The sequence below is a fragment of the Lysinibacillus sp. OF-1 genome (assembly GCF_028356935.1).
Lineage (GTDB): Bacteria > Bacillota > Bacilli > Bacillales_A > Planococcaceae > Lysinibacillus > Lysinibacillus fusiformis_D.
Genome location: NZ_CP102798.1, coordinates 3,993,097 through 4,018,562, shown reverse-complemented (window position 1 = coordinate 4,018,562; position 25,466 = coordinate 3,993,097). Strand labels below are relative to the sequence as shown.

The 25,466-nt window shown below is 37.8% G+C and carries 26 protein-coding genes; 20 read left to right on the top strand and 6 right to left on the bottom strand.

Annotation, left to right across the window (positions count from 1 at the left end; translation table 11 throughout):
* Nucleotides 1-60 precede the first annotated feature (60 nt).
* The gene (locus NV349_RS19735; RefSeq protein WP_036123075.1) at nucleotides 61-1,599 is read right to left on the bottom strand and encodes a fumarate hydratase; all 1,539 of its coding nucleotides are present in this window, start codon (nucleotides 1,597-1,599) and stop codon (nucleotides 61-63) included.
* A gap of 190 nt (nucleotides 1,600-1,789) precedes the next feature.
* Between NV349_RS19735 and NV349_RS19730 the strand changes: the two genes are divergently transcribed.
* On the top strand, nucleotides 1,790-2,590 hold the full coding sequence (locus NV349_RS19730; RefSeq protein ID WP_089934591.1) for a YwqG family protein: 801 nt from the start codon (nucleotides 1,790-1,792) through the stop codon (nucleotides 2,588-2,590).
* Nucleotides 2,591-2,631: 41 nt separating this feature from the next.
* Here the strand turns inward: NV349_RS19730 and NV349_RS19725 are convergent, their stop codons facing one another.
* Nucleotides 2,632-2,817: an SE1561 family protein gene (locus NV349_RS19725; RefSeq protein ID WP_036123069.1), complete on the bottom strand. Its 186-nt coding sequence runs from the start codon at nucleotides 2,815-2,817 to the stop codon at nucleotides 2,632-2,634.
* Between the two features lie 370 nt (nucleotides 2,818-3,187).
* On the opposite strand from NV349_RS19725, the gene NV349_RS19720 reads away from it, so the two are divergent.
* From NV349_RS19720 to NV349_RS19710, 3 genes are all read left to right on the top strand, one after another.
* A complete protein-coding gene (locus NV349_RS19720) occupies nucleotides 3,188-4,372 on the top strand; it encodes an MFS transporter (protein ID WP_036123066.1) in 1,185 nt (394 codons plus the stop codon).
* A gap of 237 nt (nucleotides 4,373-4,609) precedes the next feature.
* Nucleotides 4,610-5,245, top strand: coding sequence for a hypothetical protein (locus NV349_RS19715; RefSeq protein ID WP_036122261.1), 636 nt, complete (start codon nucleotides 4,610-4,612; stop codon nucleotides 5,243-5,245).
* A 409-nt stretch (nucleotides 5,246-5,654) separates the two neighbouring features.
* A complete protein-coding gene (locus NV349_RS19710; RefSeq protein ID WP_271910993.1) occupies nucleotides 5,655-6,110 on the top strand; it encodes a hypothetical protein in 456 nt (151 codons plus the stop codon).
* 204 nt (nucleotides 6,111-6,314) lie between these two features.
* Here the strand turns inward: NV349_RS19710 and rlmD are convergent, their stop codons facing one another.
* From rlmD to NV349_RS19695, 3 genes are all read right to left on the bottom strand, one after another.
* Entirely contained in the window at nucleotides 6,315-7,703 is a 1,389-nt protein-coding gene (rlmD, locus tag NV349_RS19705; protein WP_036122258.1) for a 23S rRNA (uracil(1939)-C(5))-methyltransferase RlmD, read from the bottom strand.
* Nucleotides 7,704-7,740: 37 nt separating this feature from the next.
* Nucleotides 7,741-8,565, bottom strand: coding sequence for a polysaccharide deacetylase family protein (locus tag NV349_RS19700; RefSeq protein ID WP_036122253.1), 825 nt, complete (start codon nucleotides 8,563-8,565; stop codon nucleotides 7,741-7,743).
* A gap of 68 nt (nucleotides 8,566-8,633) precedes the next feature.
* Entirely contained in the window at nucleotides 8,634-9,542 is a 909-nt protein-coding gene (locus NV349_RS19695; protein WP_271910990.1) for a TIGR01777 family oxidoreductase, read from the bottom strand.
* Nucleotides 9,543-9,814: 272 nt separating this feature from the next.
* Between NV349_RS19695 and recX the strand changes: the two genes are divergently transcribed.
* From recX to NV349_RS19680, 3 genes are read left to right on the top strand one after another with little or no spacing between them, the layout of a single operon-like run.
* Entirely contained in the window at nucleotides 9,815-10,618 is an 804-nt protein-coding gene (recX, locus tag NV349_RS19690; RefSeq protein ID WP_036122249.1) for a recombination regulator RecX, read from the top strand.
* Nucleotides 10,615-10,944 (top strand): YfhH family protein, encoded by a 330-nt coding sequence (locus tag NV349_RS19685; protein ID WP_036122247.1) that lies wholly within the window; start codon nucleotides 10,615-10,617, stop codon nucleotides 10,942-10,944. Before recX ends, NV349_RS19685 begins: the two co-directional genes overlap by 4 nt.
* Nucleotides 10,945-11,214, top strand: a complete 270-nt coding sequence (locus NV349_RS19680; RefSeq protein ID WP_036122243.1) for a YfhJ family protein — start codon at nucleotides 10,945-10,947, stop codon at nucleotides 11,212-11,214.
* Nucleotides 11,215-11,249: 35 nt separating this feature from the next.
* On the opposite strand, the gene NV349_RS19675 is transcribed toward NV349_RS19680, so the two are convergent.
* Entirely contained in the window at nucleotides 11,250-12,236 is a 987-nt protein-coding gene (locus NV349_RS19675; protein WP_036122239.1) for a metal-dependent hydrolase, read from the bottom strand.
* 196 nt (nucleotides 12,237-12,432) lie between these two features.
* Between NV349_RS19675 and mutY the strand changes: the two genes are divergently transcribed.
* The 13 genes from mutY (at nucleotide 12,433) to NV349_RS19610 (ending at nucleotide 25,464) form a co-directional block, all read left to right on the top strand.
* Nucleotides 12,433-13,467 carry an A/G-specific adenine glycosylase gene (gene mutY / locus NV349_RS19670; RefSeq protein ID WP_036122236.1) on the top strand — a complete coding sequence of 345 codons (1,035 nt, stop codon included), beginning with the start codon at nucleotides 12,433-12,435 and terminating at the stop codon, nucleotides 13,465-13,467.
* Between the two features lie 95 nt (nucleotides 13,468-13,562).
* On the top strand, nucleotides 13,563-13,739 hold the full coding sequence (locus NV349_RS19665; protein ID WP_008173504.1) for a gamma-type small acid-soluble spore protein: 177 nt from the start codon (nucleotides 13,563-13,565) through the stop codon (nucleotides 13,737-13,739).
* 307 nt (nucleotides 13,740-14,046) lie between these two features.
* Nucleotides 14,047-14,595: a nucleoside tri-diphosphate phosphatase gene (ntdP, locus tag NV349_RS19660; protein ID WP_036122234.1), complete on the top strand. Its 549-nt coding sequence runs from the start codon at nucleotides 14,047-14,049 to the stop codon at nucleotides 14,593-14,595.
* Nucleotides 14,596-14,795: 200 nt separating this feature from the next.
* Complete coding sequence (locus NV349_RS19655; RefSeq protein ID WP_196243740.1) at nucleotides 14,796-16,520, top strand: ABC transporter ATP-binding protein; 1,725 nt, start codon at nucleotides 14,796-14,798, stop codon at nucleotides 16,518-16,520.
* Between the two features lie 278 nt (nucleotides 16,521-16,798).
* Nucleotides 16,799-17,812: an ABC transporter ATP-binding protein gene (locus tag NV349_RS19650; protein ID WP_036122228.1), complete on the top strand. Its 1,014-nt coding sequence runs from the start codon at nucleotides 16,799-16,801 to the stop codon at nucleotides 17,810-17,812.
* Complete coding sequence (locus tag NV349_RS19645) at nucleotides 17,787-18,776, top strand: ABC transporter ATP-binding protein (RefSeq protein ID WP_036122226.1); 990 nt, start codon at nucleotides 17,787-17,789, stop codon at nucleotides 18,774-18,776. The genes NV349_RS19650 and NV349_RS19645 overlap by 26 nt, the downstream gene beginning before the upstream one ends.
* A 21-nt stretch (nucleotides 18,777-18,797) precedes the next feature.
* A complete protein-coding gene (locus NV349_RS19640; protein ID WP_036122223.1) occupies nucleotides 18,798-20,414 on the top strand; it encodes an ABC transporter substrate-binding protein in 1,617 nt (538 codons plus the stop codon).
* A gap of 227 nt (nucleotides 20,415-20,641) precedes the next feature.
* Nucleotides 20,642-21,646 carry an ABC transporter permease gene (locus NV349_RS19635; RefSeq protein WP_036122220.1) on the top strand — a complete coding sequence of 335 codons (1,005 nt, stop codon included), beginning with the start codon at nucleotides 20,642-20,644 and terminating at the stop codon, nucleotides 21,644-21,646.
* Between the two features lie 12 nt (nucleotides 21,647-21,658).
* Nucleotides 21,659-22,555: a nickel transporter permease gene (gene nikC / locus NV349_RS19630; protein ID WP_036122217.1), complete on the top strand. Its 897-nt coding sequence runs from the start codon at nucleotides 21,659-21,661 to the stop codon at nucleotides 22,553-22,555.
* A gap of 283 nt (nucleotides 22,556-22,838) precedes the next feature.
* Complete coding sequence (locus NV349_RS19625; RefSeq protein WP_036122214.1) at nucleotides 22,839-23,456, top strand: TerD family protein; 618 nt, start codon at nucleotides 22,839-22,841, stop codon at nucleotides 23,454-23,456.
* A gap of 30 nt (nucleotides 23,457-23,486) precedes the next feature.
* On the top strand, nucleotides 23,487-24,068 hold the full coding sequence (locus NV349_RS19620; RefSeq protein ID WP_036122212.1) for a TerD family protein: 582 nt from the start codon (nucleotides 23,487-23,489) through the stop codon (nucleotides 24,066-24,068).
* 33 nt (nucleotides 24,069-24,101) lie between these two features.
* The gene (locus NV349_RS19615; protein WP_036122208.1) at nucleotides 24,102-24,677 is read left to right on the top strand and encodes a TerD family protein; all 576 of its coding nucleotides are present in this window, start codon (nucleotides 24,102-24,104) and stop codon (nucleotides 24,675-24,677) included.
* A 40-nt stretch (nucleotides 24,678-24,717) separates the two neighbouring features.
* Nucleotides 24,718-25,464 (top strand): TerC family protein, encoded by a 747-nt coding sequence (locus tag NV349_RS19610; RefSeq protein ID WP_271910985.1) that lies wholly within the window; start codon nucleotides 24,718-24,720, stop codon nucleotides 25,462-25,464.
* The last annotated feature ends 2 nt before the right edge of the window (nucleotides 25,465-25,466 follow it).

Genomic DNA, 25,466 nt, shown 5'->3' with positions numbered 1-25,466 from the left:
GAATATTCTGTGCCTTACAAAATGGTGCAATCAAATGGATGACTACTACCGTTTATTTAATTAGAAAACTCTTTCTGCATGCAAAGCAAGTTTATCTAATGATGATTTATCGACATCTGCATGTAGAGAGTTACCATGTGAGTCCATTGTTACAACTGCTGTAAAGTTTTCTACATTTAAGTGCCACATAGCTTCTGGAATACCAAATTCCATTAAATCAACGCCGTCAACACCTTTAATGCAGTCTGCATAGTATTGGGCTGCTCCACCGATTGCATTTAAGTAAACGCCACCATGTTCATTTAGAGCTTTTAATGTTTTTGGTCCCATTCCACCTTTACCAATCACAGCACGGATACCGAATTTTTTCATGATATCACCTTGGTAAGGCTCCTCACGAATAGAAGTAGTTGGTCCAGCTGCTTTTACTGTCCAGTGGCCTTCCTCATCTTTTGCCATTACAGGTCCGCAGTGATAAATAACTTGTCCATTTAAGTCCACTGGTGCATCGTGGCTCATTAAATGGTGGTGGATAGCGTCACGGCCAGTATACATACGACCAGTAATAGAAACGACATCTCCCACTTTTAGTGAGCGAATTTGTTCTTCCGTAATTGGTGCAGTAAGCTCTACTAGATTTGTAGTTGTATCTTCTGTTGTAGCAGCTACTTCATCTTCTTTGAACGTGATTTTTTCACCTTCTTGGTAGTGCCAATTCATAATTTCGCCTGTTTGTGGATCGATGTCCACAGCCATACGACGGTAAGCCCAGCAGTTATAAGCTACTGATACATAGAAGGAAGCAGGGATACGGTGCATCACCCCAATTTTACAGCCTAGTAATGTTGCTTCACCACCGAAGCCCATTGTACCAATACCGAATGTATTAGCTGTTTTGACAACATACTCTTCTAATTTTGCAAGATCTGAATTTGGGTTTGTATCTTCAACATGGCGGAATAATTGTTCTTTTGCTAAATCGTAGCCAGAAGAACGATCTCCACCAATGCCTACACCGATGAAACCAGCTGAACAGCCCTGACCTTGTGCTTGGTACACAGAGTGTAAAATACATTTACGAATACCGTCTAAGTCACGACCTGCACGACCAAGACCTTCTAATTCGCATGGTAAGCTGTACTGAATGTTTTTATTTTCACAGCCGCCGCCTTTTAGAATTAATTTAATTGTAATGTAATCTTTTTCCCATTGTTCGAATTTCATAACTGGTAAACCATCACCAAGGTTATTCCCACTGTTTGCACCAGTTAAAGAATCTACCGCGTTTGGACGTAATTTAGCATCTGCTGTTGTATCATTGATTGCTTTTTTGATTGCAGCTTTAATTTCTAATTGGTTTACGCCAACAGGTGTATAGATTTTGAAAGTTGGTAGCCCTGTATCCTGACAAATTGGTGACACATTATCTTCTGCCATAATAATATTATTTGCAATTGTGTCTAAGCTCATTGCAGCACGTGTACCAGCATTCTCAGCTTCTTTTGCTTTTTTAATAGCACGACGTACATCCTTAGGTAAATTCGTAGATGTTTCAGTAATTAAATCATAAAGACTTTTCTCCAAAGTTTGTAGATTCATTGGTATTGCCCCCCATAGAAAAATTGATTATTTCCACGTTACATTATACTCTTTTCAACTAATGAAAAAAAGAGTCCTTATCTGAGAGCCCTAAATTAAAGCTTGTTTTCATAGTATTTGTGAGAAGGGGTTGATTTAATAGAACGTTTGTTCTAAAATAGAAGTGAATCCACATTTAGGAGGAATTTGAATGGCTGCTAAAAATTTACTTGAATTACCGGAAGAATTTGAAAAATATAGACCATTAATAGAAGAAACAATGAAGCCTGTTGTATTGGTTGATACGAAGGTAAGCAAAACATCTTTATTTCAAAGTAAGTTTGCAGGGGATCCCTATTTTCCACTGTCGATGGAATATCCAACAAATAACAATGGACAACCTTTGAAGCTATTAGCTCAAATTAATTTTACAGAAGTACCAAAGCATCTAGCGAATTTTCCAGAAGAGGGAATATTACAGTTTTATATTGATGGTTATGACGATGTGTTAGGAATGGATTTTGATAATGGACAAAATCAAGAAGGATTTCGTGTTATCTTCCATGAATCGATCGTGCATGATGAAACAAAGCTCGTTCAAGATTTTTCATTTGTCAAATTAGTGGATGAGGAGATGTATTTTCCTGTAGAGCGTGAAATGGCACTATCCTTTCAAGCAGGCTTTGAACCATTGTCCATTGATGATTTTAGAAGTAATGACATGTACGCCAGTATCTTAACATCAATAGAGGATGATGATACATTAGAAGATGCTTTCTATGATGCTTTGACTGGTGATGGACATAAAATAGGTGGGTATCCGTACTTTACACAGGAAGATCCACGAGCATACGGTGATTATACGGACTCTACAATCATGTTATTACAGATTGATAGTGTAGGTGATGATATCCTTTGGGGCGATTGTGGTGTCGGCAACTTCTTCATTACAGCAGAAGAGCTAAACAATAAAGATTTTAGCAAGGTACTTTATAATTGGGACTGCCACTAAAAAACAAGCGAGCATATAATATGCTCGCTTGTTTTGACTCATTATTGTTCACGAGCATTAAACTGCTCCATTTTATCTTCTAAATCATCCATCATTTGAATTAAGCGATCGATATCCTCTAATTCAGCAGTTTCGGGATCAAGGGCATCTAATACTTCTAAAAAAATTTCAAGACGCTCTTTTAAGTAGGTTACTTGCTGTTTTTTATCAGTGATTGGCTTTGACATTCGTACACCTCATTTCATCCCTTTTATCGTAGCTGATTTGGGCTTAAATTTCAATGTTTAGGTAAACACCTAGGACTAAGAGATTAATTTTAAAAATCAATAGGCAGAATATTTACAATATTGAGGTTGTATGTTAAAGTTGTTTTAAGATAAAGTAAAGGAGCTGATTGGAAAAAGTATCATTGCAAAGCTAACTCGAAAAGGAGGGAGTTTAAACAAGTATCCGGTAATAATCAAAAGCCGAATTTCGTGTTTATACAATTAAATGAATATAAGGATTAGTTAGGCCTTAGCGTAAAATCACATGTGGTGAGCGCTAAGGCTTTTTGATATGCTGTTCTTTGGAAGAATGACGATATTGGAGGATAAGATGACATACTTCTCAGATTACAGCAAAAAACGATTTACCATTTTAGTATTAATTGTATCCATATCAGGCTTTTCACAAGGGATGCTGTTACCGCTTATTTCGATCATATTTGAACGGGATGGCGTATCCTCGGCATTGAATGGCTTGAATGCAACAGGTTTATACATAGGAACACTATTAATCTCACCATTTATCGAGCAGCCTTTACGAAAATGGGGCTACAAACCAATTATTTTAGTTGGAGGAGCACTTGTTTTTGCATCTTTGCTAGCATTTCCCTTCTGGAAAAGTGTGACCTTCTGGTTTGTCCTTCGTTTGCTCATTGGAGTAGGGGACCATGCCTTGCATTATGCGACCCAAACATGGATTACAAGCACAGCAGATCATAAAAGTTTGGGAAAAGGAATGGCCATCTATGGCTTGTCATTTAGTATAGGCTTTGCCGTAGGGCCACTTATGGTGAAGCTGATTGAGATTGCTGAAGCGTTACCGTTTATCATATCATCCATCATGTGCTTGTTTGCATGGTCTTTTGTATTTTTCTTACAAAATGAAAAACCTGAGCGACTAACAGGCGACTTAAATGCAAGAGGATGGCAACGCTACAAAATGGCTATTTTATTTGGATGGATGGCGTTTTTAGGACCTTTCGTTTATGGATTCCTTGAGTCTTCATTAAATGCTTTATTCCCAGTTTATGCTTTACGCAAAGGCTACGAAGTAGGTATGATCCCTATTATTCTATCTGTCTTTACATTTGGTGGGATTTTAACACAAGTACCACTTGGTGCATTAGGGGATAAAGTAGGAAGACGGAATATCTTGATGGTAGGCTCGTTTGGAGGCGCTATGCTTTTTGCAATCGCCAGCTTTTTAGAGCACTCTCAATTAGCTGTGGCTATAGCATTTTTCTTAACAGGCACTTTAGTTGGCTCCATGTTTTCTTTAGGGATTACATACATGGCTGATCTAACACCAAAAGAGTTACTGCCTACAGGAAATTTACTTTGTGGAATTGCTTTAAGTATTGGTAGTTTAACAGGGCCTTTTTTAGGTGGCGTTTATATAGAATATGTAAAAAATTATAGCTTCCTTTTACTTGTAGCAATGTTGTTGCTAGCTGTTGCTATGGTGCTACTTGTATTTGGACGCCAAAAGCATAAACAAACATTAATGGCAAAATAAAAAGAGCGGGGCTCATCTCCCGCTCAAAAACAAAAAACGCCCAGCAAATCCGTGCTGTTATGGCGTTTTTTTGCGTAACAAGGATGTTCCGTCCAAGTTACATAGGTTTGGCACCTAGAAATGTATTATACAGGCATGTTCTTATGAAAGCAATAAAAAATAAAATGGGTAATTTTGGACTTTATACATCTTTCTCTTTATAATGAAAGAACACTTGCTTAAGAAGGAGGTTTTATCATGACTGAAATGAAAAAACTATCTATTCATCGTGCCTTAACAGAATTAAAGATGCTGAACCTACGAATTGAGACAGCGACGAATGAGGTTAGTGCAGTAGTAGCTAATCGAAAAAGTAATCGTAAAATGAATGGTGTAGACATTCAAGAATATGAAAAGCAAATGCAAGCGTCCTATGATAAGGTGGTAGGCTTGATTAGCTATCGAAATAAAATAAAAGCTCTAGTTGTACAGTCTAACGCTAGCACAAAGGTGATAGTTGGTAAGGAAGAAATGACTGTAGCAGAGGCAATCGAACGGAAACAATCTATTCAATATGAAAAGAATTTGCTAGAAATCATGCAGCATCAATATCGTTCAACCATTAATACCGTTGCCAAAGAAAATGATGCATTACCTGCAAAACTGGAAACCTATTTAATTAACATATTAGGTAATAAAGATAAACAGTCTCCAGATGAAGTCAAATTACATACTGAAACATTTATGAAGAGAAATGAGTATGAAATCATTGATCCTTTAAATGTCAAAAAACAAATTGAGTCATTGAGCACTCGTATTGAAGAATTTGAATCAGAGGTTGATGCTGTCCTATCGGAATCAAATGCTACGACATTTATTGAAGTGGAAGCTTAACGAAATAAATAGGCATGGTCTAGCGAAAATGGAAAACGAAAAGTCGCTCGCGCTTAAAGGCATGTGTGCGAGTTAAAACGTAAAACATGTCTTACTCAAAGGAAACTTTCAACTAAACTGATATGAAGGTTTAAAGGTTAAAGGTGAAAGATCAAAACTTACGTGTCAAAGTTCTTTTGATAAAAGCTAAAAGTTTAACATTTAAAAATCTATTAAATCCTGGGGTATTGGTTAAGGTATCGACTTTTCTGGACCGTCCATCATCCACCAGGCAGCCTGTGCTGTGCGTTACATAAAAAGGACATCTCAATTTATTTTGAGATGTCCTTTCAGACTGTAATTACAGTCTTTTTTATATTGTCTACTTAAAGGGGAATAAGCAATGTTTCTTTGAAAGGTATGCATTTTTATGAAAGATAATTTAGTGATTTATTATTCCTATAATTTGAATTGGAATTTGCCAGAGACAATTCAAAACGAAGCAAAAGCATTTCTTTGTCAAATTCCCAATGAACTATTGCCACTTATATTTCAAAAATATTCAAAAGAATGTTGGGAGAACGCAGTCGATGTCGTCATATCTATCGGCTATCCAAATAACAAAGTGGCTTTGCCTAAGTTATATGAATTATTTAAGGATTTGAATTGGCCAGGAGCATCAAAAGCCTTAGATTATATAAAGAGTCTAGAACGTCATGTGAATAGTATATATATAGAAAATGCTTGTGCTAAAGCTGTTGAGGAAAATGATACGGAATGGCTTTATTTTTTGTATGAGGTAAGTGTACAACTACATATTAATAAAGACGATTTTAAAGATATTAATTTATATCACGGAATGAAAAATGCTTATGAAGAAGCTTGAATTGAATATTTTTATTGAGAAAGAGTAGCATGTGCTACTCTCAGACTGTAGGCAAACTTTCAAATTTTTTGAGTTTGTCTACAGTCTGACACATCAATTAATTTTGATGTGTTTTTTATTTATTCATTCATTCATATAAAAAGGAAACCAAGGTAAAAAAGATGCAGCCTGTAATATACAGACTGCATCTAAAAAGTCGCCAAACTATTTCTGATACTCAGGTTTCAAAACCATGCTGCAAACGCATTCCACCTGTGCCGTCTGTGCGAACATATCGACAGGCTGGATATACTCAACATGATAAAGCTTTGATAATTGTTGTAAATCCTTCGCCAAAGTGGATGGATTACAGGACGTATAAACAAAACGCTTAGGTTTTAGCTTAAGCACTGTTCGAATAAATTCTGGTGCTAGTCCAGTTCGTGGTGGGTCTACTGTAATGACATCTGGAGTAAAACCTTCCTTGCGCCATTTGGCAAGGACACTTTCGGCTGTGCCGACTGCATATTTTGTATGCTTGAAGCCATGGTTGCGCGCATTTTTACGCGCATCTTGAATACTTTCTGGAATGACATCCATCCCACGTACTTCTTTCGCCTGATCTGCTAGCCATAGCCCAATTGTTCCAACACCACAATAGGCGTCAACAACTGTTTCTTTCCCCGTTAATGCAGCGGCCTTTTTTATTTCATCATAAAGATGAACAGTTTGTGTTGGATTTAGCTGGAAGAAGGCACGAGCTGATAAATCAAAGGCTAGTTCACCAAGCTCTTCATGAATCGTTTCCTTGCCATCCAGTACAATGGTTTCATCACCAAATATTAATGATGTTTTTTCACGATTAATATTTTGTGCTATCGATACGATACTCGGATCGATTTTTTTTATACGTGTGATAAGTTCAGTTAAATGAGGGATTTCTTTTCGTGTTGTGACAAGAACTACTTGTGTCTCACCAGTACGAATCCCTGTACGTACAACAATCGTACGCACTAAACCATCTAGCGTACGACCGTCGTATATAGTGATATTTAGTTTTTGCAAAATCTTTCTTGTGGCTACGGTAATTTTAGAAGTGACTGGGTGCTGTACGAGACAATCATTAATATTCAAGAGCTTATTGCTTCCTTCAGCAAATAAACCTGCGTATACACGCTTACCCTCTTTACGTACTTGGAATTGGCTTTTATTACGATAGTGCCAAGGATTATCCATACCAAGTGTTTTACGTACTTCGATCGTTTCAGTTAAAGGTTTGGCATAACGTTCTAATGCTTGAATGACAATGTCTCGCTTTTCAAGTAGCTGTTTATTGTATGTCATATGTTGAAGTTGACAGCCACCACATTCGTTATAAACTGGGCAAGGTGCCTCCTGACGATGCTTCGAAGCTTTACGAATGTCTAAAACTTCTGCTTCAGCAAAATTACGCTGTGTTTTCGTCACCTGAGCTGTAATTTCTTCTCCGGGAATAGCTCCTTTTACAAAAACTACATTACGTTTATAAAACCCTACACCCTCACCATTAATACCAAGCCTTTTTATTGTTAGTGGGAATTTTTGTCCCACGGTCATTGTTGTTTGCTGCGTCAAACATTCCACGTCCCTGCTCTATAATGTCATCTCCCCATTATAACGAAGGAGCAGGCGATTGCAAAGCGACAGGAAAATCTTCATATTCCAATACTAAATCGTCAAGCGATAAGAAGGTATAGCCCTGCTTTTTAGCTTCCGCAATAAACATTGGTAAAGCTTCGGCATTATCCTGTGCTACAGTATGCATTAAAATAACAGCACCAGGATGTAATTGTTCCATAAGTGCGTTATAGGCATAATCCGCACCACGACGTTCATCCTTCATCCAATCCTTGAAAGCCACAGACCAGAAAATATGGCGATAGCCTTCAGCATTTCCGACTTCTAAAAGTTTTGCATTGAAAGAACCTTCAGGTGGCCGAGCATATGTTGTACGATCAATTCCAGTTAATTCACGTAACTTCCCATCAAATTTCCGCCATTCCGCACGCATTCCATCTGGAGAAAGTCGCGCCATATTGGGATGACCGTATGAATGATTCCCAATAATATGACCGTCTTCCACCATGCGTTTCACTAAATCGCTGGCACTGTCTAAATAATGCCCTGTTAAAAAGAAAGTTGCTGGTACATTTTCTTTTTTCAATGTATCCAAAATACTTTCAGTAAAGCCGTTTTCATAGCCATTATCAAATGTTAAATAGGCAATTTTTTTATCTGGCTTTCCTTTGTAAATCGCACCATATTGGTCAAGTAGCTGATCAAGCTGCGCTCCTGCTTCCGCCTGCTCACCATTTTTAGCACGCTTAAAGCCCCAATGGTGCTCATCAGAACCAGCAGCGAAATAAGGATTAATACTAATTCCTGCGGCAATAATAAAAGTAGCAATTACCGCACCTACAATATGTTGTTTCCACATAAAAAACGCATCCTTTCTTTTTCATTAGAATGCGTAGTTTATAAAAAAATTATCCAACTTAATTTTTTCTAATTCTGAGCTTTTAGCAAATCTTCAAGTGCTTGCTTTAAAACAGGATATTTAAATGTAAAATGATGTTGTTGTAAAATAGTGGGCAGCACATGTTGTCCTTCTAAAACAAGCGAACTTTGTTCACCAAGAGCTAAACGCATCGCAAAACTTGGGACAGGCATCCAATGGCGTCTGCCCATGACTTCTGCGATTGTTTGTCCGAACTCTTTCATTCGCATAGCATTTGGAGCTGTTACATTAAATGGACCACGAATATTTTCATTTATAATCGCAAAATAAATTGCGCGTACTACATCATCAATATGTACCCAAGAGAGCCATTGTTCACCAGAACCAATTGTTCCACCTATATACATTTGATAGGGCAATAGCATAGGTGGTAGAGCACCGCTATTTCGGCCTAAGATGACACCAAAGCGTGCAAAAGCCACGCGAATCCCTAATGATTCTGCTCGTTTCGCATGTCGTTCCCAATCATGGACGGTTGTACCCAAAAAATCATGGGCATAGTCCATAAAATCCTCATGATAGACAGCTTCTGTAGAAGTAGGATAAATCCCCACGGCACTAGCATTGATAAGAACTTTAGGCTTTGACGTTAGCAAGTCCATTATCTTCACTAATTCAAGTGTTGCATTCATTCGGCTCCAATAAATAGCCTTCTTCTGTTTTTTCGTCCAGCGCCCATCATTTAATGAAACACCTGCTAAATTAACAAAGGCATCAGCACCCTCTAAAAAAGGCAAAGGCTGCTCGTGCTGCTGTAGCCATTGTACATAGTGAATACCATTTTCTAGTCTTGAGTGATGACGTGTTAAGACAAAAACATCATGTCCATTATCCTGTAATAGCTTTATGAGTGCACTCCCGACAAAGCCAGTGCCACCTGCAATAACGATTTTCATAACAAGCACCTCTTCTCTGATCGAATAAAAACACTTACTAGTAAGTTTAACACTTAACTCAAAAGCGAACATCTTCAGTGCATTCCAGAATAAGCGTAAATACTCGCGGAAGGAAGAGGAATACTTGCGGAGTGAAGAGAAATACTTGCGGAGTGAAGAGAAATACTCGCGGAGTGAAGAGGAATACTCGCGAATGAAAGCAAAACCCTCTTGTCAGATCACTGCTCCCTAAAAAAAGAAATGCTATAATATGCAATAGTGAGGTGTTTGCTATGCGTATAATTACGAAAATTGCACGTCAAAAAAACAATCCTGAACGATATAATATCTATATAAATGAGGAATATGCTTTTCCAGTTGATGAAGCCATACTTATTCAATTCGGTTTAACAAAGGGAAAGGTGCTTGATGAATTTGAAATCCAAGAGATTGCCTATGAGGATGAAATACGTAAGGCCTTTAATAAGGGGTTAAACTTTCTTTCTTATCAAATGCGAAGCGAGCATGAGGTGAAGAAAAAACTGCTCGCATTAGATTTTGGAGAAGCCGTAATATTGGAGGCAATTCAGAAGTTAAAGTCTTATGGCTTTATCAATGATGAAAACTATTCAAAGGCATTGCTTGATACCAAGAAGGCTACGATGAAAAAAGGGCCGAGAGCCATTAGACAAGATCTTATTAAAAAGGGCATTGAGAAAAATTTGCAGGATGAAGTGCTTGCTACATATAGTTTTGAGGAACAATTAAAACTGGCAATGCAGTTAGCGGAGAAAATTATTCGCTCACAGAATAAGAAAACGCCAACACAAATAAAGACCAAGATCCAGGACTTTCTTTTAAGAAAAGGTTATGCATTTCCGATCGTGGAAGAGGTGCTTAGCCAAGTTGAGATAGTGCAGGATGATGATAACTGGCAGCAGTTATTAAATACTCAAGGCGAAAAAGTTTGGAAAAAGTATGTATCGAAGTATACTGGTTATGAGCTAAAGATGAAAGTTAAACAGGCGCTCTATCAAAAGGGTTTTCCTATAGAAATAATAGATCGTTTTATAGAAGAGAAGGAGAATGAAGAATGAACGAAAAAAATTATGCTGCGATGACCGAGCACGAACTGCGAGAAGAAATTGCTTTTCTAAAAGAGAAAGCTCGAAAGGCAGAACAGCTAGGAATTCTCAATGAGTTTGCTGTTTATGAGCGCAAAGCTTTAATGGCAGCAGCGTATTTAGTAGATCTGGATACGATTGTTCCTGGAGAAATGTATCGTATTGATGGTTCAGATAATGAGTTTTTCCAAGTAGATTATTTAAAGGGTCGCTTTGCTTGGGGACATCGTTTAGGCGGGGACAAGTACCAAGAGGCATTACCTGTATCGATATTATCCCCTGTAAAGGCGGGTAAGTAAATGGAAGAAAAACTTGAAAAATTAACAGCAGAGTTACTAGCAAAAAATCCACAAATGTCTGTTGGACGGGCACGAGTTTGGGTGGAATTATTATGGAGTGATTTTGAATCAACAGCTGCGAAAGCAGGATATGCTTATCGTGGGGCAGAGTACACAGAAAATCTTGTGCGTCAATTAATTGCAAGCTATGGTGATAAATTACATGTTTTTGCAGGACGCAATCCGAAATATGCTCATTTCTTAGATGCCAGTGATGATATGTTACAATAATAAAACCCTGACCACTATTGGTCAGGGTTTACTGCTTAATTACTTGCGCCAATTTGTAGCTTTTTCTGTAGTTTATCTTCTGTAAAAATCCACCCTGTATAAGACGTAACAATTTCATAATCATCGTTTAAATGTGCAACAGCTACGAAAGGATAGCGATTATCACTACGATAACGTAAATCGATTAACCTTACTTCTGTTAAGCCATTTTCAAGTTCTGAAATTTCCCATCTGTACATTGGAGAGAAGGACACAAATGCAGCTAGATTAGAATCTTTCATTGCCGCATCTATAACTGGAGTTTTAGGTAAAGGCTTGATTTCGAATTTATCGTAAATATTAACAGTCCTTCCATAAGCACGCCCAACATAATAATGAGTCTTAGACTTGGCTGCGATTCGCCAGTGGAAGAAGCGCATTGTAGGTGCTACAATAACATATTCCTCGTCCTGAATGGTATGATGCACAGCTTTTTTTACAGCTCTTTGAACAGCAAATCGTAAAATATAATAAATCACAATTACGATATACATGATACTAAATGTCCAAACTGGATTTGTGCCAAATGCCCATAACACTATACCGAGGCAATGTAAGGAAAAGATAATTGGATCGAATGTATTGATGACACCTAATGCTACCCATTTTTTAGAGAATGGCCGAATTGCTTGCGTACCATAGGCGTTAAAAATATCAACAAAGACATGAAGGCCAACAGCTAAAAAGGTCCAAAGCCATAAATGAAACACATTTACGTCTTGCAAAATAAGCGATAAAACAACTGTAATTAAAATAGGCCAAATAGCCACAGCTGGTAGTGAATGTGTAATTCCTCGATGATGTCGAATATAGATAGCGTTATTACGTAGCTTTAACACAGTGTCGACATCTGGAGCTTGTGAGCCAATAATTGTCCCTGCCATTACTGCTGTAAAAGTCATTGAATGATTGGCTACTACAGGGTCGGCTAATGCAAGACCGCCAAGGGCAATACCCATAACGAAATGTGTACCTGAATCCAAAAATATCCACTCCTAGTATGCGGTAAAATCGAGTACAATGTGCATACATCTTTATTTCAATAATAATAAAAGATCTATTAAATTTTATGACATTCAAGCAAAGGAGACGATTTTTGTCGACTAAACCCGAATGTTCTTTTCTTAATTGTATACCCTTTTCATCATAAATTAAATCGTAAAAACAACGGAGGTCACTGTGAATTACCCATATGTAACAGAATTTCGACAATCTTTAGTCGACTGGTTTAACGCTGAGAAACGCGACTTACCGTGGAGACATACAACTGACCCTTATAAAATTTGGGTATCAGAAGTGATGCTACAGCAGACACGTGTCGACACAGTTATTCCTTATTACAATCGTTTTATGGAAAGTTTTCCAACATTAGATTTGCTCGCAGAAGCACCACAAGAATACTTACTGAAGCATTGGGAAGGTCTTGGGTATTATTCTCGAGCTCGCAACTTACAAGCAGGTGCTCGTGAGGTTTTAGAAAATTACGGAGGCGTAGTACCAGACAATCGCCACGAAATATCAAAATTAAAAGGTGTTGGTCCCTATACTGCAGGTGCTATTTTAAGTATTGCCTACAACAAGCCTGAACATGCAGTAGACGGTAATGTTATGCGAGTTTTAAGTAGGGTACTTGATATACATGATGACATCGCTATGCCAAAAACGAAGAAAGTTTTCGAAGTAGCGGTGGAGAAACTCATTGATCCTGAGCATGCTTCCTCTTTTAACCAAGGTTTAATGGAACTCGGCGCGCTTATTTGTACACCTACCTCGCCCAAATGTTTATTATGCCCAGTACGAGAATATTGTACGGCGTTTAATGAAGGGGAACCAGACAAATTACCTGTCAAATCAAAAAAAATAAAAATGAAGCACCTTACATATGATGTCCTTGTATGTGAAGATGAAAACGGACGATTTTTAATGCAGCAGCGTCCTGAGAAAGGTCTACTTGCTAATCTATGGCAATTTCCGATGATTGACACAAGCCAATCTACAGTAGAAAACTTTAAAAAAGAATTTACAGTAAATGTTCATGCCGAACATGAGTTGCTTACATTTAAACATGTTTTTTCACATTTAACTTGGCATATAAATAGCTATTATATGAAATGTGAGTCTTTTGCGCAGGGCGACTGGCTAAGCCGAGAGCAAATAGAACGTTTGCCGATGCCTGTCCCGATGCTAAAAATTTGGGAAGAAGTCAAAAAGTAAATCGCAGGAAATTAAATCCATCTTAAAATAATCAATTCATGAGCATAAAAGTCATCACCTCAGTACACAATAACTAGCGTGGAGGTGAATGAAGGATGAAAAAACAAAACAACCAAAATTTCCAACCGAATAAAAACATGCAACGTCAAAGTGAAGAGTTTGGTTATGAAACGGACGTAAATGAAGTGCAAAAGCAAAATGCAAAAGCAGAGCAAAAGAAAGCTCCAGCTTCAGGCCGTTTCTCTAAAACTAACCAAGATTTAGGTGAGTAACACTTTGTAACTGCATAACTGCATTTACCTCTAAGGGGCTGTCTAAAATCCGAAAAGATGAAAAAGACAGCCCCTTTCTAATTGCTAAGAAAATCCTCTAAAAGTGGTATAGCGTTGCAATTAATTAAATAATCCCACTGAGGCTGACAAGCTTATAAAAATCGCTTTAATTGACTAAATTTTATACTAATTCAAAATGGCGTAGTGAAATTTGTGGTTTTCTAACTACACCTTTCGCGTACACATTGCTATAATATACTAGAGACTGCTAGATTTAGGTAGCATAGACGAAAAGGTGGGCTTCAAAATGGCATTACCGGTAGAAGGAGAAACGATACAAATACATAGTTATAAGCACAATGGCCGTATCCACCGTGTTTGGCAAGAAACGATGGTTTTAAAAGGAACAAAGAATATCGTTATCGGTGCGAATGAACGGACCCTTGTGACAGAATCCGATGGTCGGACATGGCTAACGAGAGAGCCTTCTATTTGTTACTTTCATGCGGAACACTGGTTTAACATCATCTGTATGCTACGTGAAGACGGTGTGTATTATTATTGTAATCTAAGCTCACCATTTGTTTTCGATAATAATGCCATTAAATATATCGACTATGATTTAGACATTAAAGTTTATCCTGACATGTCTTATACCCTCTTAGATGAGGATGAATATGAGCTTCATCGTAAGGAAATGTCTTATCCTGAAGTCATTGATAAAATTTTAAAGCGCAATGTCGATAAATTAATAAGCTGGATTCAACAAAAAAGAGGACCATTTGCACCCGACTTCATCGATGTCTGGACAAATCGTTACAAGTTCCAGCTTGATATGCAGTCAGATGATTGTTAGTGACACCTATTAGTTTACCTAATAGGTGTTTTTTTGTTGGATACAGCCAACTGTAAAGAGAGAAGTAAAATAGTTCGCTGTAAAGTCAATATAACTGTATTTTAATCAAAATATTGCTATAATACGTAGGGCATTCATAATCGAATGTCTGTTTCTTTTTGTAAGGATGTGATGAAAAGTTGGGAAGCATAAAGCGGTATATGCGCTTTGTAAAACCATATACATGGGAAATTATTTTAACGATTATCATTGGTATAGTGAAATTTGCTATTCCCCTGTTTATTCCACTACTCATTAAAATTGTGTTAGATGATATTATTGCAGCAGAAGACCTAACAGATGTAGATAAAACAAAAGAGCTGTTATATTGGTTAGGCGGAACCATTATTGTGTTCTTTATTATCCGTCCACCAATCGAGTATTATCGTCAATATTTTGCACAACACGTTAGTAATAAGGTGTTGTTTGATATTCGTAAGGAAATCTACGCACATTTACAGCGATTAAGTTTAAAATATTATGCCAATACACGTGCTGGAGATGTTATATCAAGGGTCATTAATGATGTTGAGCAAACGAAGAACTTTGTTATGACGGGGTTAATGAATGTTTGGCTGGACCTAGCGACGATTATTATTGCGATTGTCATTATGCTAACAATGGATGTAAAGCTGACATTAGTCGCATTAGTCGCTTTCCCATTTTATGCATTAAGTGTGAAATACTTTTTTGGCAAACTGCGAGCTTTAACACGTAAACGTTCTCAAGCACTTGCGGGTGTACAAAGTTATTTACATGAACGTGTAGCTGGTATGAGCATTATTAAGAGTTTCACACTAGAAAAGCATGAACAAAAATTATTTGATACAGCAAATGGGGAATTTTTAGAAAAGGCACTCGACCAAACAAAGTGGAATGCTAAGTCATTTGCAGTAGTTAATACAATCACGGATGTAGCGCCATTGTTGGTCATAGCCTATGCGGGCTACCAAGTCATAAATGGATCACTTTCAGTTGGAACAATGGTTGCTTTTATTGCTTATATTGAACGATTGTATGGTCCACTTCGCCGCCTTGTAAGTGCCTCGACTACTTTGACGCAGTCGATCGCCTCAATGGATCGGATGTTTGAATTAATAGATGAGCCTTATGAAGTGAAAAACAAGGACAATGCTCGTGAACTACTACGTGCAAATGGGGAAGTTTGCTTTCACAACGTGTCCTTCCAATATGAAAAAGTTGGCGCATCTATTTTAAATGCTATCGATTTTACGATTAATCCTGGAGAAACTGTTGCATTTGTTGGGATGAGTGGTGGTGGTAAATCCACGATTATCAGTTTGATTCCTCGTTTTTACGATACAACAAGTGGTAAGGTGACGATTGATGGACACGATGTACGAGATGTCACTATACATTCGTTACGCTCACAGATTGGTATTGTTCTGCAAGATAATATACTTTTTAGTGATTCTGTTAAAGAAAATATTTTAATGGGACGACCAGGTGCAACAGATGAACAAGTCATTGAGGCAGCTAAAGCTGCAAATGCACATGACTTTATTATGGGTTTGCCTAATGGCTATGATACAAAGGTTGGAGAACGAGGCGTAAAGCTATCTGGCGGGCAAAAACAACGGGTTGCTATTGCGCGAGTATTTTTAAAAAATCCACCGATTTTAATCCTTGATGAAGCTACTTCTGCGTTAGATTTAGAAAGTGAAGCATTGATTCAAGAATCACTCGATAAACTTGCTCATGAACGGACGACCATTATCATCGCACATCGTCTGTCTACTATTACCCATGCGGATAAGATTTTCGTCATAGATCATGGGCAATTAATAGAAAATGGTACACATGAACAATTAATGGACAGACAAGGAACGTATTATAATTTATTCCAAGTACAGCATTTAGATTAAAAATTATATGATATATGGAATTTTTTCAAAATAGCCTTTCATTTAATGAAGGCTATTTTTTTGTTATAAAGGCTAAAAAACTATCTCTTTATAAGATTTAGTTATTATGAAATGAGATTAATGTAGAAATACTATGTAATTTGGAGAATATTAGTGATTGAAAGAGCAAAGATTTTTAGGTAGAATTATCTGAAAATAGGGAATTTAACGAAAGTTATAGTATGCTATTAATAACATTATACAACTAAGTAAAATATAGGTAGGGTGGGACGTTGCGCATGAGGAAGAAGCTACTAGAAATAAAAGGTTTAAAAACAACCTTTTTCACAGATAATGGACAAATTCCTGCTGTAGATGATATCGATTTTTCTGTCCATGAAGGAGAAATTTTAGGAATTGTAGGAGAATCGGGAAGCGGAAAAAGCGTTACGTCGTTGTCCATCATGGGATTGATCCCATCACCACCAGGGAAAATAACAGGTGGCGAAATTTTGCTAGATGGCAAAAATCTCGCAAAATGTACGGATAAACAAATGCAAAAAATTCGTGGAAAAGACATTGCGATGATATTCCAGGAACCAATGACTTCTCTCAACCCCTTGTTTACGATTGGTGACCAGCTTAAAGAAGCGATTCAAATTCATAATCCTAAATGGTCGAAAAAGGAAGCGTTTGCAAGAGCGGTTGAAATTATGAAACTTGTCGGTTTACCACGGGCTGAGGAATTGTTAAAGGATTACCCCCACCAGCTATCTGGTGGAATGCGTCAAAGGGTTATGATTGCCATGGCACTTGTTTGTGATCCTCAAGTATTAATTGCAGACGAGCCTACAACCGCATTAGATGTGACGATTCAGGCTCAAATATTACAGCTCATGAAAGACTTAAATAAACGGTTGAATACAGCTGTGTTGTTAATTACACATGATTTGGGCGTTGTAGCGGAGACTTGTGAGCGAGTGATTGTAATGTATGCTGGACAAATCGTGGAAGAGGCACCGATTCAAGAAGTTTTTACTAATCCGAAACATCCTTATACACAAGGACTTATTCAATCAGTACCTGATATGCGTTATAAAAAAGACAATCTATATTCTATTCCTGGTAGTGTACCAAAACCTGGGAGCATCCAGGTCGGCTGTCGATTTGCGGCACGCTGTGAACATGCGATGGAACGTTGTTTACAAGAAACACCACCTTTATTTGAGGCAGCAGAGAACCATAAATCGAGATGTTTTTTACTAGAGAAGCAGGGGGTGGAACAGCGTGTCGAAAGCGTTATTAAAGGTTGATGGTTTAAAAAAATATTTTCCTATTCGAAAGGGTGTCCTGAATTCACATGCTGGGGATGTGAAGGCGGTGGATGATGTTTCATTTGAGGTATTTGAGGGAGAAACATTAGGCATTGTAGGAGAGTCAGGCTGTGGTAAATCCACAACAGGCCGCTTATTAATGCGTTTATTGGAGCCAACGGAAGGTAAAATAGAATTCGCAGGTAAAGTAATTTCAGAATTATCCAATAATGAAATGAGGAAGGCACGTAGAGATATTCAAATGATTTTTCAGGATCCCTATGCCTCATTAAATCCGCGCCATAACATCGGCAAAATTTTAGAGGAGCCCCTTATTGTTCATGGCATAGGAAATGCCAAAGAGCGGAAACAAAAGGTGTTGGAGCTACTTGAGATTGTTGGATTGAATGAATATCATATCAAGCGTTATCCGCACCAGTTTAGCGGAGGGCAAAGGCAGCGTATCGGAATTGCTAGAGCCTTGATGACCAACCCGCGCTTAATTATTGCGGACGAGCCAGTATCTGCGCTAGATGTGTCCATACAGGCACAAGTATTAAATTTATTGCAAAAGCTGCAAAAGGATTTAAAGCTGACTTATATTTTTATTTCCCATGATTTAGGGGTAGTGCGCCACATCAGCAATCGTGTTGGCGTAATGTACCTAGGTAAATTAGTAGAGTTGACAGCGAGTGAGGACTTATATGCTGAACCGCTTCATCCATATACACAGGCACTCTTATCTTCAGTCCCTGTTCCTGATCCGATGTTTGAACGGGAACAGATCATTATTTCTGGAGATATTCCGAGTGCATCAAACCCGCCAAGCGGTTGTACTTTCCATACGAGATGTCCTTTTAAAAAGGAGCAATGCTCACAAGTAGTACCTAAAATGCAAGAAGTAAAACCGGGTCATTATGTTGCTTGCCATCTTTATGAGGCGCTTCAACATTCAATGATATAAAAACTCATAGGGGGAAATTTAATGAAGAAAAAGAAGCTTTGGACTTTAGGTGTAATGCTACTCCTTATTCTCTCGACAATCTTAGCAGCTTGTGGCGGCTCAGATACTAAGGATACGGGTAGTAAAGATACATCAACTGGTGGCGATACAGCTGGCAGTGGTGAACCAAAAATATTAGTGTATGGTCGTGGTGGAGATTCAGTAGCACTAGACCCTGCTGTTGTTACAGATGGTGAATCTTTTACGGTAACAGCTAATATTTATGAAACATTAGTAAACTTTGGCGAACAAGATGTAACGATTCAACCTGGGTTAGCAAAATCATGGGAGGCTTCAGAAGATGGATTAACTTATACTTTTGAGCTACAAGAAGGTGTGAAGTTCCATGATGGTACAGATTTTAATGCCGAGGCAGTTGTGAAAAATATTGAACGTTGGAAGTCAAGTACTGATAAATATCCTTATTTTAGCTCCCAATTTGTCGTTGGAGACAAACAAGTAATCGAATCAGTTACTGCTGAAGGTGACTATAAGGTTGTATTTAAGTTAAGTCAACCACAAGCACCATTCCTAAAGAATTTAGCCATGTCCCCATTTGCGATTGCTTCGCCTACAGCATTTGAGGCAGATGAAGAAGGCTTATCTGCAAATCCAGTAGGAACAGGCCCATTCAAATTTGTTAGCTGGGTACGTAATGATTCTGTAACGATCGAGAAAAACCCAGACTACTATATTGATGGCTATCCAAAATTAGATAAAGTTATTTATCGTTCTATTCCAGATAACTCTGCGCGTTTAAATGATTTGTTAGCAGGCAATATTGATGTGGCTGATGGTTTAAGTCCATCTGATAAAGCAACAATCGAAGGCGATGCTAAATTACAATTAATCGAACGTCCATCTATGAACGTTGGTTATCTAGGTTTAACAGTGACTCGACCACCATTCGATAATGTCAAAGTGCGTCAAGCAGTCAACTATGCAATTGATAAGCAAGCATTGGTGGATGCATTTTATGAAGGACTAGCAGAGCCAGCGAAAAACCCAATGCCACCAGTAATTTCAGGTTATAACGATGATGTTACAGGCTATACGTATGATCCTGAAAAGGCGAAGGCATTACTTGCTGAAGCAGGCTATGATGGTAAAGAAATTGAACTATGGGCAATGCCAGTACCACGTCCATACATGCCAGACGGACAAAAAGTAGCAGAAGCGATTCAAAAGAACTTAGAAGATGTAGGCATTAAATCTAAAATTGTATCATTTGAATGGGCTACTTATTTAGAAAAAGCACAAAATGGTGAAGCGGATGCATTCTTACTTGGCTGGACAGGTGATAATGGAGATGCGGATAACTTCCTATACACGTTATTAGACGGCGATAATATCGGTTCTAATAACTATACATTCTATGACAATCCAGAATTACACAAAATATTGACAGCTGCTCAAACTGAAATTGATGAGGACAAGCGTAATGAACTTTATAAGCAAGCTCAAGTCATGATTTCTGAGGATGCTCCATGGGTTCCACTTGCTCACTCTATTCCAATTTTAGCTGCTAATGCGAAAGTGACGAATTATATTGCGCATCCTACAGGTTCTGACCGTTTAGATGCAGTAGATATTCAATAGTAAACTTCATTTTCTAATTGAATAGAGGAGTTTAAAAGAATCTGCTTGCTTTTCTGCGGGTAAGCCGTGGAAATCTCGCAGATTCTTTTCTAGTAATAGACAATCATTTTCTCCTGTGTGAAAGATCACTCATCTAAACATTCAAAATCGTTTGGTGAAGGTTCAACCTTTCAACAGTATATAAAGACTTCAAAGTAGATTATGAAAATCATAGAGAGGTGATGAAGATGCTTCACTATATGGGGAGACGTTTACTCCAGCTAATCCCAGTTTTGCTTGGAATGACTTTTATCGTCTTTATGTTGATACGCGCAATACCTGGTAATCCAGCACAAGTTATTTTAGGACAACAGGCGACAAAAGAGGCGGTCGAGGCATTAAACGCAAGTTTAGGATTAGATAAGCCTTGGTATACACAATATTTTAGTTATTTAGCAGGCATTTTTCAGGGAGATTTAGGTGTTTCCTTACGTACAAAATTACCTGTATCAGAAGAAATTTTTCCATACTTAGCAGCAACAGCTGAACTTGCATTTTTCGCGATGATTATTGCTATTGTTATTGGGGTGAATGCGGGTATTATTTCTGCATGGTTCCAAAATTCTTGGTTCGATTATACAGCGATGGTGGTGGCATTAGTTGGTGTATCTGTACCTGTATTCTGGCTAGGCTTGATGGAACAGTGGACATTTAGTAGTCAGCTTGGCTGGTTACCTACTTCTGGTCGAGAGGATGTTCGAAATCCAATAACCTCTATAACCCATTTTTATTTATTGGATACGCTCATTCAAGGGCGCTTCGATCAATTTATTGAAGTTGTAAAGAGGTTAATATTACCGGGAGTTGCACTGGCAACCATTCCTATGGCTATTATTGCAAGAATCACAAGATCTTCTATGTTAGAAGTTATGCGCTCAGATTATGTACGTACTGCAAGAGCAAAAGGCCAAAAAATGTTTATTGTTGTGTATAAGCATGCTTTAAAGAACGCTATTATTCCTGTAATAACGGTAATCGGGTTACAGACGGGGTTATTACTAGGGGGAGCCATTCTAACAGAGACGATTTTTAGTTGGCCAGGAATTGGTCGTTATATTTATGATGCGATTGGCTTCAGGGATTATCCTGTCATTCAATCAGGTATTCTAATCGTTGCATTTATTTTCATCATGATTAACTTAATCGTGGACTTACTGTATACAGTGATTGATCCACGTATTAAATACAAATAGAAGGGAGCTGCAATGATGACTGGAGCAATTGACATAAAAAAAGAAGCAGCACCAGTTCAAGAACGAGCGGTCGGTCCATGGTTAGAGGGCTGGCGAAGCTTTAAAAAGAGCAAAATCTCTTTAATAGGTGCAGGGATTGTTATATTTTTTATATTACTTGCTGTAGTAGGACCGCTCGTTGCACCACAAGGGATAAATGAACAAGATTTATCGAAGCGTTTACTAGCACCATCAGGTGATCATTGGTTTGGAACAGATGATTTTGGGCGAGATATTTTTTCTAGAATCATTCATGGTGCACGAATTTCGCTATGGGTAGGCTTTTTTTCAGTTGTTTTATCGGTAATTGTTGGTAGTTTGCTTGGTATTATCGCCGGTTATTATGGTAAATGGATTGATACAATTATTTCACGTATTTTTGATATTATGCTCGCTTTCCCTAGTATGCTATTAGCGATTGCTGTTGTGTCGGTACTAGGACCATCCTTACAAAATGCATTAATTGCCATTGCCATTATTAACATACCGAATTTTGGACGTTTAATTCGTTCCAAAGTGTTGAGCGTCAAAGAAGAAGAGTATATTGTCTCAGCAAAAGCAATCGGCATGCGTGATTCACGAATTTTATTTTCACATATTTTGCCGAATTCTATGACGCCTATTATTGTACAAGGAACGCTTGCAATTGCGACTGCCATCATCGAAGCAGCAGCATTAGGCTTCCTCGGACTGGGCGCTCAAGCACCAGCACCTGAGTGGGGAAAAATGTTAGCAGATGCTCGAAAGTTTTTATTAAATGCTCCTTGGACTATGATTTTCCCAGGATTAGCAATTATGCTAACGGTTCTTGGCTTTAACCTGATGGGAGATGGCCTAAGAGATGCACTCGATCCAAAGATGAAAAGTTAGTTAAATACTATAGCCTTCTACTAGTTAGAAGGTTTTTTTAGCTATTTTGCCCATCTATACGAAAGGGAATAAAAGGAACTCTTTTACAGCAAAGTCGTTTTAAAGAGTAGTAGGTAACAGGAGGAATTTTCTAAAAATAAGCGAAAATATCTTTTAGGAGCCATTAATTGAATTTTTTGTCACGTTATTTTAGACTTAAAAAGTAGAAAAATTTTATTTTAGTAGATTATTACTTACCATATAATCTTTCAGTTGAAATACATATTTGAGGAGGGTGTTAAAATTGGGGATTAATTTACAAAAAGGGCAACGAGTTGATTTAACAAAAGGTAACGCAGGTTTAAATAAAATTAAAGTAGGTTTAGGGTGGGACCCTGTAGCGCAAGAGAAAAGTGGCGGCTTTTTAGGTGGTTTATTTTCTAGTAGAAATAGTGGCAGTGGCAGAAGCATAGACTGTGATGCTTCAGTCTTAATGCTGCAAGATGATAAGGTGATAGCGGGAGACGATGTTGTTTACTTTGGAAAATTAACAAGTAATTGCGGCTCTGTTCGACATTCTGGTGATAATTTAACAGGAGACGGCGATGGCGATGATGAAGTAATTACAATTGAGCTATCGTCTGTACCAACGCAATATAACAAGCTTGTGTTTGTTGTAAACATTTATGATGCAGCAGGTCGTAATCAACATTTCGGTATGATTCAAAATGCATATATTCGTGTGTATGATGACAGGACAGGAAGCGAACTAATTCGCTATAATTTAACTGATAATTATTCGAATTTAACGACGTTAGTCTGTGGAGAAATTTACCGTCATAATAGTGACTGGAAATTTGCTGCAGTTGGTACGGGAACGAATGATATAAAACTTGGCGATGTTGTTCGAAGATATCAATAAATAAATGACTATATAGGAGGAATAAAGAGTATGGGAATTTCACTACAAAAAGGTCAAAAGGTAGATTTAACAAAAACAAATCCAGGATTAACAAATGTTGTTGTAGGTTTAGGCTGGGATACAAATAAATATGACGGTGGTAATGATTTTGATTTAGATTCTTCTGTATTTTTACTGGCTGATACAGGCAAAGTAGCTGATCAAAATGACTTTATTTTCTACAACAATACAACAGGTGGCAACGGTTCAGTTGAACATTCGGGCGATAATTTAACGGGTGTTGGTGAAGGTGACGATGAAGTGGTAAAAGTTGCATTAACGCAAGTGCCTGCTCATGTTCAACGATTAGCCTTCACTGTAACAATCCATGATGCAGAGTCTCGTAGTCAAAATTTCGGAATGGTGTCTAATGCGTATATTCGTATTGTTAATGCTGCTTCCAACGAGGAAATTATCCGTTATGATTTAGGCGAGGATTTCAGTATTGAAACAGCTATCGTAGTAGGGGAATTATACCGCCATAATGGAGAATGGAAATTTAATGCAATTGGTGCTGGCTACCAAGGTGGCTTAGCTGCTTTATGTAATGATTACGGCTTAAGTGTAAACTAAAATTTCATCTTTGGACAGAAAGGGAGATTTTGAATGGCTATTCAATTAAGTAAAGGGCAACGTATTGATTTAACCAAGCAAGACCCAGGATTAAATAGCATTGGCATTGGCTTAGGCTGGGATGTTAAGCAATTTGATGGTGGGCAAGACTTTGACCTCGATGCATCTGTATTTTTACTAGATGCATCAGGTAAATGTCGTAATGAACAAGATTTTATCTTCTATAATAATTTAGCGAGTCTAGACCAATCTGTTGTTCATACAGGTGATAATCGTACAGGTGAAGGTGATGGGGATGATGAAAAGATTCTTGTCAACTTAAAGCAAGTATCACCTCAAATTGAAAAGATTGTGGTAACGGTTACTATCTATGATGCTGAGGGTCGTCATCAAAACTTCGGACAAGTACTAAATGCTTATGTTCGATTGACAAATGAAGATTCGGGATCAGAGGTATTACGCTATGATTTAGGCGAAGATTTCAGTATTGAAACTGCCGTTGTATTTTGTGAGCTTTACCGTCATAATGGCGAGTGGAAATTTGCCGCAGTAGGCTCAGGCTATCAGGGTGGACTAGCAGCATTAATCAACGCATATGGCCTACAGTAACGAGTAGGGTATATGTACATGACATGACGGGGGATCTTCGGTGGATGTAATAAACGAGATATTAAATACATATGCACAGTTTTTTAACTGGCAGATGTGGGGACAAGTTTTAACAGATCCAGTATCATGGGGCCTTATTTTTTCATTGATTATTATGGAAGGGCTATTGTCTGCAGACAATGCGCTTGTTTTAGCAGTACTTGTTAAACATCTTCCACAGCATCAGCGGAAAAAAGCGCTAATGTATGGGATGTTTGGGGCTTATTTTTTCCGATTTCTCTTCATCGGTATTGGCGTTTACCTCGTAAAATTCTCTATTGTTAAAGTGATCGGTGCAACTTATTTAATGTGGTTAGTCATATTACATTTTAAAAATAAAAGCACTGATGAAGGAGACGCACACGAGTTTAAGAAGACAGGTTGGATGGTTCGAGTCTTTGGTACTTTCTGGGCGACTGTTATTTCAGTTGAATTAATGGATATCGCCTTTTCAGTAGACTCTATATTAGCGGCATTTGCCATATCCGATCAAGTATGGGTTCTTTTATTAGGTGGAGTTTTAGGCATTATTATGATGCGTACCATCGCTGGTGTATTTCTTTCATTGATTGAACGTGTACCAGAACTTGAAACGACTGCCTATATTTTAATTGCCATTATTGCATTGAAAATGTTTGCTAGTATTTTTGGATTCCATCTTTCACATGAAGTATTCTTTATTATTTTAATTGCTGCATTCTTATTGACGTTTGTTGTTCACAAGATGAATAAGAAAACAGCAGTGTAAAC

What these genes read in the sequence shown, in the direction of transcription:
- NV349_RS19650 (WP_036122228.1), top strand. Translation starts at nt 16,799, where the DNA reads ATGAGGAAGAAGCTACTAGAAATAAAAGGTTTAAAAACAACCTTTTTC.
- NV349_RS19640 (WP_036122223.1), top strand. Translation starts at nt 18,798, where the DNA reads ATGAAGAAAAAGAAGCTTTGGACTTTAGGTGTAATGCTACTCCTTATT.
- NV349_RS19655 (WP_196243740.1), top strand. Translation starts at nt 14,796, where the DNA reads ATGCGCTTTGTAAAACCATATACATGGGAAATTATTTTAACGATTATC.
- NV349_RS19715 (WP_036122261.1), top strand. Translation starts at nt 4,610, where the DNA reads ATGACTGAAATGAAAAAACTATCTATTCATCGTGCCTTAACAGAATTA.
- NV349_RS19665 (WP_008173504.1), top strand. Translation starts at nt 13,563, where the DNA reads ATGAAAAAACAAAACAACCAAAATTTCCAACCGAATAAAAACATGCAA.
- NV349_RS19615 (WP_036122208.1), top strand. Translation starts at nt 24,102, where the DNA reads ATGGCTATTCAATTAAGTAAAGGGCAACGTATTGATTTAACCAAGCAA.
- nikC (WP_036122217.1), top strand. Translation starts at nt 21,659, where the DNA reads ATGATGACTGGAGCAATTGACATAAAAAAAGAAGCAGCACCAGTTCAA.
- NV349_RS19700 (WP_036122253.1), bottom strand. Translation starts at nt 8,565, where the DNA reads ATGTGGAAACAACATATTGTAGGTGCGGTAATTGCTACTTTTATTATT.
- NV349_RS19680 (WP_036122243.1), top strand. Translation starts at nt 10,945, where the DNA reads ATGGAAGAAAAACTTGAAAAATTAACAGCAGAGTTACTAGCAAAAAAT.
- NV349_RS19735 (WP_036123075.1), bottom strand. Translation starts at nt 1,599, where the DNA reads ATGAATCTACAAACTTTGGAGAAAAGTCTTTATGATTTAATTACTGAA.
- recX (WP_036122249.1), top strand. Translation starts at nt 9,815, where the DNA reads ATGCGTATAATTACGAAAATTGCACGTCAAAAAAACAATCCTGAACGA.
- NV349_RS19725 (WP_036123069.1), bottom strand. Translation starts at nt 2,817, where the DNA reads ATGTCAAAGCCAATCACTGATAAAAAACAGCAAGTAACCTACTTAAAA.
- NV349_RS19685 (WP_036122247.1), top strand. Translation starts at nt 10,615, where the DNA reads ATGAACGAAAAAAATTATGCTGCGATGACCGAGCACGAACTGCGAGAA.
- NV349_RS19720 (WP_036123066.1), top strand. Translation starts at nt 3,188, where the DNA reads ATGACATACTTCTCAGATTACAGCAAAAAACGATTTACCATTTTAGTA.
- NV349_RS19620 (WP_036122212.1), top strand. Translation starts at nt 23,487, where the DNA reads ATGGGAATTTCACTACAAAAAGGTCAAAAGGTAGATTTAACAAAAACA.
- NV349_RS19710 (WP_271910993.1), top strand. Translation starts at nt 5,655, where the DNA reads ATGAAAGATAATTTAGTGATTTATTATTCCTATAATTTGAATTGGAAT.
- ntdP (WP_036122234.1), top strand. Translation starts at nt 14,047, where the DNA reads ATGGCATTACCGGTAGAAGGAGAAACGATACAAATACATAGTTATAAG.
- NV349_RS19695 (WP_271910990.1), bottom strand. Translation starts at nt 9,542, where the DNA reads ATGAAAATCGTTATTGCAGGTGGCACTGGCTTTGTCGGGAGTGCACTC.
- NV349_RS19730 (WP_089934591.1), top strand. Translation starts at nt 1,790, where the DNA reads ATGGCTGCTAAAAATTTACTTGAATTACCGGAAGAATTTGAAAAATAT.
- NV349_RS19635 (WP_036122220.1), top strand. Translation starts at nt 20,642, where the DNA reads ATGCTTCACTATATGGGGAGACGTTTACTCCAGCTAATCCCAGTTTTG.